An 11,785-nucleotide genomic window follows, 5' to 3' on the forward strand; every position below is an offset into this window, starting at 1 on the left:
TATTCGCCCGACTTGGCGAGGACGATCTGCGCCTCGGTCTCGGCCGGCAGATAGTTGAGCGTGGCGACGATGTTCCAGCGGTCGAGCTGGCCCTGATTGAGCGCCTGCGTGCCGTGATAGAGGCCGCTGGTGTCGCCCAGGCCGATGGTATTGGTGGTCGAGAACAGCCGGAACCAGGGATTGGGACGGATTACCCTATTCTGGTCGAGCAGCGTGAGCTTGCCGTCGGTCTCCAGCACGCGCTGGATGACGAACATCACGTCGGGCCGGCCGGCGTCATATTCGTCGAACACCAGGGCCACCGGATGCTGCAGAGCCCACGGCAGCAGGCCTTCGCGGAACTCGGTCACCTGCTGGCCGTCCTGGATGACGATCGCGTCGCGGCCGATGAGGTCGATGCGGCTGATATGCGCGTCCAGGTTGATGCGGATGCATGGCCAGTTGAGCCGTGCCGCCACCTGTTCGATGTGGGTCGACTTGCCGGTGCCGTGATAGCCCTGGACCATCACGCGGCGATTGCTGGCAAAGCCGGCGCAGATCGCCATGGTCGTGTCGGGATCGAACACATAGGTGGGATCGAGATCCGGCACCCTCTCGTCGGCCTCGGTGAAGGCGGGCACCTCAAGGTCGCTGTCGACGCCGAACGCCTCGCGCACCTTCACCATCTTGTCGGGCGAAGCGAGAATCGTCTCGGAACGGCTGTCGAGCGTGACGTTGGGAATCTCGGTCATGGCCGCCGCCTTACGCACTTCGGCCAACCGCCTCAAGCCGCCTCAAGCCGCCTCAAGCCGCGCCTTCTCCGGCATCGGGAACAAGCCTGGCAGCCGCGAAGCAAGCTTCAGGTCCCCGGTGACGTCGAGCGAAGATAAGGGCGCGCCGGCATAGACGTAGCTGGCGATCTCACTCGGCGTACCGCGAATGATGAGGTCGGGCTCCTCCAGCTCACCGCGGCCGATGCGGATCTCGCCCTTCTTGTTGCGGGCCCAGAAAAAAGGCTCGCCATTCATGTGGAGCTGGATCTTGGCCTTGAGATCGCCGGCGGCCACCGGACTGAGCATTGTCCTCAAAGACAGCATCAGCGAGACCGGGCTGAACGGCCGTGTAGGATCGTGATAGGGGCTGCGCACCGCCCAGCGGCCGAGCGCCTGGAAGATCGGCGCCGCCTCATAGCCCCAGGGAGTGAGCTCATAGACCTGCACCGAGGCGGGCGGCGGCAGCTTGCGGCGGACCAGCACGCCGGCGCCCTCAAGCCCCTCCAATCTTTGCGTCAGGACGTTGGCACTAATTCCGTTCAGGCTCGTTTTAAGGTCCGAGAAGCGGCGTGGTCCAAGCAGCAACTCGCGGATCAACGGCATCGACCAGCGTTCACCAATCAAGTCCATGCCATGAGCTGCCGCGCAGGCATCGTCGTACCTCCGTCTGTCGTCGGCTCGTTGCGCCTTAGTTAGTTTTTGTAACGCCATTGTTGCAATTTATAACTAGCGCGGCCTAAGTTCAAGGCGAATCGAGTCGCAAGGGAGGCATTGGGCGATGTCGAAGATGATTTTCGTAAACCTGCCGGTCACCGACCTGCCGCAGTCGATGCGCTTCTATGAGGCGATCGGTTTCACCAACAATCCGCAGTTCACCAACGAGCAGGCCGCGTCGATGGTCTGGTCGGACACGATCTACGTAATGCTGCTGACCCACGACTTCTGGAAGACGTTCACCGGCAAGAAGATGGTCGATGCCAAGGGATCGGCGCAGTTCGCCCTGGCGATCAGCCGCGACAGCCGGACGGATGTCGATGCGATCGTCGAGGCCGCCGGCAAGGCGGGCGGCCTCGCCGACGTCAGCCCCCCGCAGGATCATGGTTTCATGTACCAACGCAGCTTCGAGGACCCTGACGGCCACAATTGGGAGCCGTTCTGGATGGATCCGGCAGTTGCCAGTGGCGAGCAGCCGGTCGAGCACCAGCCGCTGGCCGAACCGACCAAGCAGGAGGCCTGAACCATGGCCCTCATTGACAACGCAACAGTCGAAATCACCGCCTTCAAGCTGGTGCCGGAGTTCGCCCAGGGCGTGGTCCGCGACCTGCGGGTGCGCTGGGCCCTTGAAGAGGCCGGACTCGACTATCGCGCCCGCCTGCTCGACCAGGTCCGGCCGGCCGAATATTTGCGCGAGCAGCCGTTCGACCAGGTGCCGTGCTTCAACGACGGCAAGGTCCGGATCTTCGAGACCGGGGCGATCGTCCAGTATCTCGGCGAACAGAGCGAAGCCCTGCTGCCGCGCGATCCGCAGGGCAAATATCGGGCCATCCAGTGGACCTATGCCGCGCTCAACAGCGTCGAGCCGGCGATCCTCAACCTGCTGCTGATCGACATTTTCTATGCCGGCGAGGAATGGGCCAAGCTGCGCCGCCCGGGCGCCGAGGAATTCGCCAAGCTTAAGCTCAAGCGCGTGTCCGAATGGCTGGGCGACAAGCAATGGCTGGAAGGCGACCGCTTCACCATCGGCGACCTGCTGATGATCACCGTGCTGCGCTTCCTGCGTCACACCGACCTGGTCGCCGGCTTCGCCAACCTGGCCGCTTTTCAGAAGCGCGGCGAAGCCCGCCCGGCGTTCCAGCGTGCGCTGGCCGACCAGCTGGCCGCCTATAAGCAACATGAACCCGAAGGAGAGGCAGCATGAGCTATATCGAAGGATTCATCGTCCCGGTGCCGGAGGCGAACAAGGATGCCTATCGCAAGAGCGCTGCCGATGCCGCACCGATCTTCAAGGAATTCGGCGTCGGGCGCCATATCGAGGCCTGGGACAGCGACGTTCCCGAAGGCAAGGTCACCGACTTCCGCAAGGCGGTCAACGCCAAGCCGAACGAGAAGGTGGTCTTTTCCTGGTTCGAATATCCCGACAAGGCGACCCGCGACGCCGCCAATGAGAAAATGCGCAGCGACGAGCGCATGAAGGAATTTGGCGCCAACATGCCGTTCGACGGCAAGCGCATGATCTTCGGCGGCTTCGAGCCAATCGTCGAGGAGGGTAGCGAGCGCGGCGACTATACCGACGGGTTCGTCGTTCCGGTGCCGGAAGCGAAGACCGAGGCATATCGCGAGCTGGCCTCGAAAATGGCCAAAGTGTTCCGCCAGCATGGCGCGACGCGCGTCGTCGAGGCGCTGTCGGACGATGTCCCCAGGGGTGAAGTGACCGACTTCTACCGCGCCGCGAAGGCCGAGGAAGGCGAGAAGGTTGTTTTCTCGTTCATCGAATGGCCCGACAAGGCCACGCGTGACGAGGGCTGGAAGACGATCATGGAAGACGAAAGCCTGAAGCCGGAAGGCGACATGCCCTTCTCCGGCCAGCGCATGTTCTGGGGCGGCTTCGAACCGATTTTCGACACTGCCAAGACCAAGGAGCCGGCGGAAGCCTGAACCGCCGGGTAGAGGAGAGGGATAATGACCGACACGATTCTGGCGCCGCCGCGCGCCGAGGCGGGAGCGCGCCCGCTGCAGGGCAGCAATGTCTGGTATGAGTTGATGACGCCGGACCCCGACGCCGCCACCAGTTTTTATGGCGCGGTTGTCGGCTGGTCGATTGGCGAGCCGATCGGCGGCGACCAGGATTACCGCATGATCGGGCGCTCGGACGGCGGCTTCGCCGGCGGCGTGCTGAAGATCAACGACGAGATGCAGAGCCATGGCGCCAGGCCGATCTGGCTGGGCTATATTGGCGTCGACGACGTCGATGCGACGGTTGCCGCGATCGAAGCGCGGGGCGGCAAGACGCTGATGCCGGCATTCGATATTCCGCAAGGCCGGATCGCGATGGTCGCCGATCCCCAAGGCGCACCCTTCTATGTGATGAAGCCGATCCCGCCGGCCGAAAAGCTGGACGCGCAAAGCGATGTCTTCTCGCCGACCGAGCAGCAGCGGGTCAGCTGGAACGAGCTTTCGACCAACGATCCAGCAGCTGCCCGGAAATTCTACACCGAGCTGTTCGGATGGGATGACGGTGAGTTCATGGATATGGGCCCGATGGGCGAATACCGCTTCCTCGACCATGGCGGAACGCGGATCGGCGCTTTGTGCGGGGTCATGCCGGGCGCGCAGCCCAAGTGGCGATATTATATTCGCGTACCTTCGATCGCGACCGCGCAACAGGCGGCCGAGGCCAATGGCGGAACCATCCATATGGGCCCGCACCAGGTCCCGACCGGCGACTACATCATCATCGGCAGCGATCCGCAGGGCGCAGAGTTTGCCCTGGTCGGCGGCCAGTAAGGAGCAAGCAGCATGAGCAACAAGCTGACCACCTGCTTGTGGTTCGACCATGGGGAAGCCCGCAAGGCCGCCGAATTCTACGCTTCTACCTTCCCCGACAGCAGCGTCGGCGAGGCGATGAAGGCTCCCGGCGATTTCCCCGGGGGCGAGCAAGGCGTCGAGCTGACGGTCAGTTTCACCCTGCTTGGCCAATCCTTTGTCGGACTCAACGGCGGCCCCAATTTCAAGCCCAATGAAGCGATCAGCTTCATGGTCGTTACCGAAGACCAGGCGGAGACCGACCGCTACTGGAATGCGATCATCGGCAATGGCGGCGAGGAAAGCGCCTGCGGCTGGTGCCGGGACAAATGGGGTTTCTCCTGGCAGATCACGCCGCGCGTGCTGCTCGAGGCCAATAATCATCCGGACAAGGCCGCGGCGAAGCGCGCGTTCGCGGCGATGTTGACAATGAAGAAGATCGACGTCGCCAAAATCGAGGCCGCGCTAAAAGGCGAGACGGCCGATGCATAAGCTGGCCGGTGAGCTGCGCGGGAAGTGCCAGGATCGCGCCCGATCAGCCTGATACTCTATGGCCACCCGTTCAGCTCCTATTGCTGGAAGGTGCAAATCCCGCTCGATGCCGACGGCACGGCCTACGAGTATCGCAATGTTGACCCTGCCTTTCCCGGCGTGATGGGCGAGCTCATGGAGCTTTGGCCGATCGGCAAATTCCCGGTGCTGGTCGATGACGGCCAACTGATTGCCGAGACGTCCTGCATCATCGAGCATCTGCAGGCCTATCACCCGGGTCCAAACGTCTGGATCCCGGAAGGCAAGACAGGGCGGCGGGTGCGGTTTCTCGACCGCTTCTTCGACCTCCACATCCAGGGCAATATGCAGCCGGCGGTCAATCACGCGCTCCGGCCCGAAGGCTGCGGCGACGCCTATGGCGCCGAGAAAGGACTGAAGGCGCTGAGGGTCGCCTACGACTGGCTCGAGGCCAATCTGCCCGACAGCGAGTGGGCAGCCGGTGACTCGTTTACGCTGGCCGATTGTGCTGCGGCCCCCGCCCTATTCTATGCCGATTGGGTCGATGAAATCGGTGAGGACCGACCACGGCTCAAGGCCTATCGCGCCAGGCTGCTGGCCCATCCGGCCGTCAGCAAGTCCGTTGAAGGCGCACGGCCCTACCGGCCCTATTTCCCGCTGGGCGCGCCGGACCGCGACTAATCGACCAGGTCGAAGGCGCCGACAAACGTTTCGATCCCGGCGATTCCTTCGAGTTCGGCGTCGAGCCGGCGATAATCGTCGCCCTGCCCGGCCTGAAAGCGTTCAAACGCTTCAACCGATTCCCAATGATCGGCGGTCAGATAGATGCCGTCGCCGTCGCGCCATAGATCGGTACGGATGAAGCCGGGTGCCGTAGCGAACAGCCGCGCCCAGTCGCCGTCGGCTTTGTAGGCCGTGAGAAAGCGCTCTTCGGTCGCGGGCGGGACCTCGAACTTCCACAAGCGGACGTGACTCATGTGAATGCCTTTGCGACGCGCAGTGTCTGCCAGGCCTCGATGACTTCGCGGAGCATCTTCTCATGGCTGCGGTCGCCGCCATTGCGGTCGGGATGATAGCGCCGCACCAGCTCAGAATAGCGTTTGCGAACCCTGTGCAGGTCGGTGTCGTCATTGAGCCCCATCACGCCGAGCGCGTGGCGTTCCTTGGCGGTGAAGCGGTCGATCGCCCGCCGCTGCGCCTCGGGCTGGAAACGGGCGGCGATGGCGTCGAGCGGATCGGCGAAATCGCGCCACGCCGGTCCGGCATCGGTGCCGACATGGGCAAAGGCCCGGGTCGCCCGGTCCCAGCCCGCGATCGGCGATTGCGCGGCCTGAATCTCCTCTGGGCTCATGCCTTCGAAGAAGTTGTACTTCGCATTGTGCTCGCGGACATGGTCGAGGCACAGCCATTGCCAGGTACCCGGGCCATCAAAGTCCGACGCGGTCAACGGCGCCCGAAACTCACCCGGCTGCTTGCAGCCGCGCACCGAGCAGCGGGCCTTCGCGCCCTCCACCCGTCCGTGCCATTTGGTCTGCCGCGTGGTCGCCACTTGTCCCTCTCGCCTTGAACACCCCTATATAGGAGCGATGACCGACACTGCTACCGGACCCGTCGCCAGGGAAATGATCGAGCGGCTCAATGCCGCGCTCAAGCCGACGCGCTTGGTCCTCGAAGACCAAAGCCGGATGCATGTCGGCCATTCCGGCCACGACCCGCGCGGCGAAAGCCACTTCGCGCTGACCATCGAAAGCCCGGCCTTCGCCGGCCTGAACAGGGTCGAACGGCAGCGGAAAGTCTATGCCGCGCTCGGCGAACTGATGCGCGAACGGGTACACGCGCTAACCATCCGCGCGACGGCGACGGGCGAATAGCCCGGCGCCGTGCATCGATGATTACAGTGCGAGCTGGACGCCGAAGCGGCCGCCAACGGAGGTCTTGTTGCCATCGCGGTCTTCGCCGTTGACTTCGCCGAGTACGACGAGGCCATTGTCGCCGCCCAGCGCGCGCACGCTGCCGAGCCAGCCGCTGGAGCGCTTCTCCGGAGTCAGCGTGAAGGGGTCGCCGCTCTCGAAATAAGCGACTGTCTTGCCAAGCGAACCGCTGACGATGCTGCGATAGCCGCCTTCCGCCTCAACCCGCAGCCAGGTCTGGTCCTCACGCTTGCCGAAGAGGTCGTAGCCAAAGGCGACGGTGGCATTGACGCCGGTCTCGTCGCTGTTGCGCTTTTCGACATGGAGGTCGAAAGCTGTGCCGCCGCCGGTCTCGTCATAGGCCTTCTCGGTCAGCTTGAGGTAATCGAGCGAAACCGACGGGCGGACCGAGAAGCGGCCGCCGACCTTGAGGTCGTAAGCGGCACCAAACGAGGCCGAGTAAAGCCGGCCGTTCCAATTGCCCACCGCTTCGCGCTCGACCAGCACGCCATTGGACGTGCCGCTGAACCGGCGCGTATTGTCGAACGTAATCGTTGCCGCGGTGGCGCGGGCATAGCTGCTGAGCCCACCCCACTTGCCGCGCCAGTAGACGCCAGCTTCATATTGGTCGCTGGTCATCTCGTTGGCGCTGTGGGTGTCGCGGCCGGTCAGGTAAGCCAGCGTCACGCCGACCCCGCCGGCCTTGCCGAGCCCGGCCTCGAGGCCAAAAGTCGCTGCCCAGCCGCCGAATTGATAGGCAGAGGTATCACCGATCGACTTGGTCGAAGCCCAGCCGACCTGTTCGGTCCAGACGCGCCAGTCGCCCGGCTCGCCCGGGGCGCGCGGATCGAGGAAGATGCGGTTGGTAAGCCGCACGCCCTTGGTCGTCGCCTCGAATGTGCCGCCGGCATGGTCCGGCAACATCTGCTGGAGCGTGTCCTGCAGCGTTGCGCTATCGCCGATGTCGAGCAGCACGCCGGCCAAGGGGGCATCGCTGTCGGCAGCGCCCAGCACCGCGTCGAGGATGTCGCTTTCCGACCGGTTGATGCCGAGCTCCGCGGCGGACTTCAGCCGGATCGTCAGCGAAACCTCGTTGGGAACGGTCGTGACCAGGCTGCTGTCGAACAGGAACGGCAGGGCACTGACCGAACTGTTCAGGCCCGAGCCGACCGTCAGCGAACCTGCCTGCAGGATCTTGTAGGTTCCCGCGACATTGCCGACCGTGAGCAGGTTTACAGCGATAAGGTTGTTGGTGCCGAGATTGGCCGCGCCGCTGATGTTGTACAGCGTGTGGGTGCCGGCATTGCCGTCGATGGAGACGCCGAGGGTCGACCCTGTTCCAGTCGTCAGCGAGGCCAGTCCGACGCTGCCTAGATTGGTCGCGTTGAGTTTCGACCCGGCGCCGACCGTGGCGGCGATGTTGCTGCTGTTGAGCAGATTGCCGGTATATGAGGAAGTTCCGGCCAACTGCAGCACGCCGGCGCCGCCGCCGAAATCGGCATTGCCGTTCATCAGCGCGTCGCCGGACAGAGTCAGCGAGTTGCTGCCGCCGCCGAAGAAGACATTGCCGGTGACGGCGCCGTCCTGGATGTCGAGCAGGTCGTTGCCGCTGCCGAATTTGATCTGGCCGTTGATCGCCGGCGCGGTGCCGGTGGCCACGACCTTCTGGCGGATGGTGGCGCCGCCGGCATTGGCGCTGAGGTCGATCGCGGTGGCGCTGGTGCCGAGCGTGTCGCTGTTGTTGACGCCGATTACGCCGGTGTTCTCGACCAGGCTGAGCCCGCCGGACTTGTCGACAATCGCGGCGGCGGTACCGTCTGTGCCACTGCGAGCGGCGATGATGCTGCCGCTGTTGCGGATAGTGTTAACCGTCGCGCCGGTATCGATCACGATCGCCTGGGCCGAGGTGGTGGCGGTGCCGCCGCCTTCGGCGGAGATGCTGCCGCTATTGACCAGCTCGGGGAGCGTAGTGCCGGTTCCGATCTTGATGGCAGTGGCATTGGCTTCGGTCGACTTGGCGGTAACCGAGCCGCTGATGGTCGCGCCACCGGCGATCGTGACGGTCTGCCCGGCACCGCCGATCGACAGGCCGGTCGACGAAACGCCCTTGTAGACGCCGACGCCATGGATACCGCCCTTGATCACCAGGCCGTGGCCGGCGGTCGACGAGGCGACCGCGCCGACCGTGACGGCTTGCGATGAAGTGCCGATCTGGACGGCGGGCGCTGAACCGACGGCGAAGATCGCGGCGGTGCCTTCGTTGGCGTCGAGGATGCCATCGCCATCCACGTCGGTATTGGTCGTGCTGGTAGTTGGCCTGGCGTCGAACATGATGCCGCCGCCGACATTGCCGGAAATGACCACGGCCGAACCGCCGATCAGCAAGTCGTCTGCGTCAAGCTTGGAGGTATCGGCCGGCGGCGACGTGTAGCGGAAGCCGGTGGCGGTCACGGTGTTCTGGATGACCACCGCACCGGAGACGTTGCCGTTGAGCTGGACGCCGACCGAATTGGCGCCCTGGGCCAGGACACCGCCGTTGATGAGCGAGAAGTTGCCGTTGATCGCGGCTGCCCTGACGCCGACGCTGTTGTCGCCGAGCACGTTGATCGTGCCGCCGGACATGGTCAGGTTGCCCTGGAGCGTGCTGTCGACCGCGATGCCCGCCGAAACTGCGCCTTCGATGGTGATGGTGCCGGCGTTGAGGATGTTACCGGTAAAGGTGCCTCCGCTCAGCACATGGATGCCGAACCGGCCGCTGCCCTGGGCAAAGACGCCGTCGATGTCGCCGTCATTGTCGGTGTCGGTCGGCGTGTAATTCTCGTCGATGATGATCGAGCCCGAGTTGGTGATGTCGCTGGTGAACCCGGGGTTGGCGAGAATGCCGGTCGAATTGTTCGATCCGGTAATCTGGATCGTGCCCTCGTTCTTGACGTTGTCGCTGCTGTTGATGGTGACCGCATTGCCGCTGGTCGGCTTGACTGACCCGGTCGAGGAAATACGGATGTCGTCGTTGCCGGTGTTGGTCAGGACCGGGGTGGTGACCGCATTGCCGATGACAATTTCAGCATTGGCGGTTGCAGGAAGCAGAGCGAACGACAGGGGCGTCAAACAAGTGGCGGCAAGCAGCTTGCGCATCGGGGGTCCTCTGACTGGAGCACACCGCAGCGGGGGCACGCGGGCGCTTCTTGATTTTTTCTTAGGCGTAGCGAAGGCCGGGGAACCTTCGCAACTGATTGAAATGCTGTTTTCACAATTCGCAACTGAACTTGGCGGAACTCCGCCACGCGCGGATTAGCCAATTTGCCACGCGGCTGCCAACCTCCGTTTGTCGAATTTGGCGACTTTGTTCTTAAGTATCGGATTTGATTTCGGTTTTTAATGACTGCCGAATCGACCCTTTCCTTTTTGCCCGCAACTGTGGTTGAGCAGGGCAAAGGAGTCGCGGCGATGGAAACGATTACTCCGACCACCCATGATCTCGGCGATTTCAAGGTTCGCCGGACCTTGCCGTCAAAGCCGCGGCGAATGGTCGGGCCCTTCATTTTCGTCGACCAGTTCGGCCCCGCCAAACTGCCAGCGGGCAAGGGCATGGACGTCAGGCCGCACCCGCACATCAACCTGGCCACCGTCACCTATTTGTTCGAGGGCGCGATCGAACATCGCGACAGCATCGGCAGCCATGCGGTGATCGAGCCCGGTGCAGTCAATCTGATGACCGCCGGCAAAGGCATCGTCCATTCCGAGCGATCGCCCGGCGCCCTTCGCGCCGATGGCCCCTCGCTCTACGGCATGCAGACCTGGCTGGCGTTGCCGGAAGGCAAGGAGGAGATCGATCCGGCGTTCGAACATATCGACGGGGCGGCTTTGCCGCTGGTCGAGGAGCCGGGCGTCTCGGCCCGCGTCCTGATGGGATCGCTGTGGGGCAAGACCGCCAAAGTCACCCAGCATAGCGAGACGATCTATGCCGACATCCTGCTCGGCGGCGGATCGAGCATCCCGATTGATGCCATGACCGACGAGCGGGCGGTGCTGGTGACCGAAGGGGACGCCAGCCTCGACGGCGACCGGCTGGAGGCGTTCACTCTCTACGTGTTGGCGCCGGGCGAGAAGATGACGCTTCGGGCTGAAACTCCCTCGCGGATCATGTTGCTCGGCGGCGAGGCCTTCCCGACCCCGCGCCACGTTTTCTGGAACTTCGTCTCCTCGTCACGCGACCGCATCAACCAGGCCAAGGAGGATTGGAAGGCGCGCCGCTTCCCGCTGGTGCCCGGTGACGATCAGGAATTCATCCCGCTGCCCGAAGTGCCGCTGACGGTGACCTATCCGTGACCGAGCTGCGCAAAGTCGCGCTGTCGACCGGCATTGCCATGAATGTCGCGCTGGCCGGGCCGGAGGACGCCCCGCCGGTAATCATGGTTCATGGTTTCCCGGAATCGCACCGGACCTGGCGTGGCCTCGTCCCGCTGCTGTCCGACAAGCTCAGGCTGGTGATGCCTGACCTGCGCGGATTCGGCGACAGCGACCGGCCGCAGGATGTCGCCGACTATGCCACCGACACGCTGGTTGCCGACATTTTTGCGCTGGCCGATGCCCTCGGGATCGATCGGTTTGCATTGATCGGTCACGACTGGGGCGGAGCGATCGCCTGGGCCGCCGCATTGCGCGGCAACCCCCGAATCGAGCGGCTGGCGATCATCAATTCGCCCCATCCGCTGATCTTCCAGAAAAGCGTGATCGAAGACGAACCGCAGCGCGCTGCGTCGCAATATATTCGCGCCTTCCGCAACCCCGGAATGGAAGCCGGGATCGAGGTAATGGGATTCGAGACATTCTTCGACAAGAGCTTCGCCAAGCATGCCGACATGTCGCTGATCCCGCCCGCCGAGCGTCAAATCTATATCGACCAGTGGAGTCGTCCCGGCGCCCTCACCGCCATGCTCAACTGGTATCGGTCGAGCCAGGTGGTGGTCCCGGCAATGGGAGAGAATGCGGCCTTGCCCGCCTGGGTCGAACGCGGCGTGCCCAAAATCCATATCCCGGTCCGCGTCATCTGGGGGATGGAAGACAAGGCGCTGCTCCCCGTCCAACTGA

The 11,785-nt window shown here is 63.8% G+C and carries 14 protein-coding genes; 9 read left to right on the forward strand and 5 right to left on the reverse strand.

From position 1 onward, the window contains the following. A partial coding sequence (locus Q0C64_RS05495; protein ID WP_294121380.1) for an AAA family ATPase occupies positions 1 to 731 on the reverse strand: 731 nt, incomplete at its 3' end. 42 nt (positions 732 to 773) lie between these two features. Further along, positions 774 to 1,463 (reverse strand): winged helix-turn-helix transcriptional regulator, encoded by a 690-nt coding sequence (locus Q0C64_RS05500; RefSeq protein ID WP_294121381.1) that lies wholly within the window; start codon positions 1,461 to 1,463, stop codon positions 774 to 776. 67 nt (positions 1,464 to 1,530) lie between these two features. Between Q0C64_RS05500 and Q0C64_RS05505 the strand changes: the two genes are divergently transcribed. From Q0C64_RS05505 to Q0C64_RS05535, 6 genes are read left to right on the forward strand one after another with little or no spacing between them, the layout of a single operon-like run. After that, positions 1,531 to 1,989, forward strand: coding sequence for a VOC family protein (locus Q0C64_RS05505; protein ID WP_294121383.1), 459 nt, complete (start codon positions 1,531 to 1,533; stop codon positions 1,987 to 1,989). Between the two features lie 3 nt (positions 1,990 to 1,992). Continuing rightward, positions 1,993 to 2,670, forward strand: coding sequence for a glutathione S-transferase family protein (locus Q0C64_RS05510; RefSeq protein ID WP_294121385.1), 678 nt, complete (start codon positions 1,993 to 1,995; stop codon positions 2,668 to 2,670). Then, positions 2,667 to 3,407, forward strand: coding sequence for a DUF1428 domain-containing protein (locus Q0C64_RS13400; protein WP_366004354.1), 741 nt, complete (start codon positions 2,667 to 2,669; stop codon positions 3,405 to 3,407). The genes Q0C64_RS05510 and Q0C64_RS13400 overlap by 4 nt, the downstream gene beginning before the upstream one ends. A gap of 24 nt (positions 3,408 to 3,431) precedes the next feature. Beyond that, positions 3,432 to 4,256, forward strand: coding sequence for a VOC family protein (locus Q0C64_RS05525; protein ID WP_294121387.1), 825 nt, complete (start codon positions 3,432 to 3,434; stop codon positions 4,254 to 4,256). A gap of 12 nt (positions 4,257 to 4,268) precedes the next feature. Further along, positions 4,269 to 4,766, forward strand: a complete 498-nt coding sequence (locus tag Q0C64_RS05530) for a VOC family protein (RefSeq protein WP_294121389.1) — start codon at positions 4,269 to 4,271, stop codon at positions 4,764 to 4,766. A 24-nt stretch (positions 4,767 to 4,790) separates the two neighbouring features. Beyond that, positions 4,791 to 5,465, forward strand: a complete 675-nt coding sequence (locus tag Q0C64_RS05535; protein WP_294121390.1) for a glutathione S-transferase family protein — start codon at positions 4,791 to 4,793, stop codon at positions 5,463 to 5,465. Here the strand turns inward: Q0C64_RS05535 and Q0C64_RS05540 are convergent. Then, entirely contained in the window at positions 5,462 to 5,761 is a 300-nt protein-coding gene (locus tag Q0C64_RS05540) for an antibiotic biosynthesis monooxygenase (protein ID WP_294121391.1), read from the reverse strand. The genes Q0C64_RS05535 and Q0C64_RS05540 overlap by 4 nt on opposite strands. Continuing rightward, positions 5,758 to 6,333 carry a J domain-containing protein gene (locus Q0C64_RS05545; RefSeq protein WP_294121392.1) on the reverse strand — a complete coding sequence of 192 codons (576 nt, stop codon included), beginning with the start codon at positions 6,331 to 6,333 and terminating at the stop codon, positions 5,758 to 5,760. Before Q0C64_RS05545 ends, Q0C64_RS05540 begins: the two co-directional genes overlap by 4 nt. Positions 6,334 to 6,370: 37 nt before the next feature. Between Q0C64_RS05545 and Q0C64_RS05550 the strand changes: the two genes are divergently transcribed. Beyond that, the gene (locus tag Q0C64_RS05550) at positions 6,371 to 6,655 is read left to right on the forward strand and encodes a BolA family protein (RefSeq protein ID WP_294121393.1); all 285 of its coding nucleotides are present in this window, start codon (positions 6,371 to 6,373) and stop codon (positions 6,653 to 6,655) included. 21 nt (positions 6,656 to 6,676) lie between these two features. Here Q0C64_RS05550 and Q0C64_RS05555 read toward each other — a convergent pair whose 3' ends face one another. After that, positions 6,677 to 9,829, reverse strand: a complete 3,153-nt coding sequence (locus Q0C64_RS05555) for an autotransporter domain-containing protein (protein ID WP_294121394.1) — start codon at positions 9,827 to 9,829, stop codon at positions 6,677 to 6,679. A gap of 312 nt (positions 9,830 to 10,141) precedes the next feature. Between Q0C64_RS05555 and Q0C64_RS05560 the strand changes: the two genes are divergently transcribed. Continuing rightward, complete coding sequence (locus tag Q0C64_RS05560; protein ID WP_294121395.1) at positions 10,142 to 11,023, forward strand: pirin family protein; 882 nt, start codon at positions 10,142 to 10,144, stop codon at positions 11,021 to 11,023. After that, a partial coding sequence (locus tag Q0C64_RS05565; protein ID WP_294121396.1) for an alpha/beta hydrolase occupies positions 11,020 to 11,785 on the forward strand: 766 nt, incomplete at its 3' end. The genes Q0C64_RS05560 and Q0C64_RS05565, both read left to right, overlap by 4 nt.

It is taken from the genome of Sphingomonas sp., from assembly GCF_023266535.1.
In the GTDB taxonomy this organism is placed as follows: domain Bacteria; phylum Pseudomonadota; class Alphaproteobacteria; order Sphingomonadales; family Sphingomonadaceae; genus Sphingomicrobium.

Bases quoted from the DNA above. Each gene is read 5' to 3' on its own strand.
- Q0C64_RS13400 (WP_366004354.1), top strand. From the start codon at position 2,667: ATGAGCTATATCGAAGGATTCATCGTCCCGGTGCCGGAGGCGAACAAG.
- Q0C64_RS05530 (WP_294121389.1), top strand. From the start codon at position 4,269: ATGAGCAACAAGCTGACCACCTGCTTGTGGTTCGACCATGGGGAAGCC.
- Q0C64_RS05505 (WP_294121383.1), top strand. From the start codon at position 1,531: ATGTCGAAGATGATTTTCGTAAACCTGCCGGTCACCGACCTGCCGCAG.
- Q0C64_RS05560 (WP_294121395.1), top strand. From the start codon at position 10,142: ATGGAAACGATTACTCCGACCACCCATGATCTCGGCGATTTCAAGGTT.
- Q0C64_RS05525 (WP_294121387.1), top strand. From the start codon at position 3,432: ATGACCGACACGATTCTGGCGCCGCCGCGCGCCGAGGCGGGAGCGCGC.
- Q0C64_RS05510 (WP_294121385.1), top strand. From the start codon at position 1,993: ATGGCCCTCATTGACAACGCAACAGTCGAAATCACCGCCTTCAAGCTG.
- Q0C64_RS05555 (WP_294121394.1), bottom strand. From the start codon at position 9,829: ATGCGCAAGCTGCTTGCCGCCACTTGTTTGACGCCCCTGTCGTTCGCT.
- Q0C64_RS05500 (WP_294121381.1), bottom strand. From the start codon at position 1,463: ATGGCGTTACAAAAACTAACTAAGGCGCAACGAGCCGACGACAGACGG.
- Q0C64_RS05550 (WP_294121393.1), top strand. From the start codon at position 6,371: ATGACCGACACTGCTACCGGACCCGTCGCCAGGGAAATGATCGAGCGG.
- Q0C64_RS05540 (WP_294121391.1), bottom strand. From the start codon at position 5,761: ATGAGTCACGTCCGCTTGTGGAAGTTCGAGGTCCCGCCCGCGACCGAA.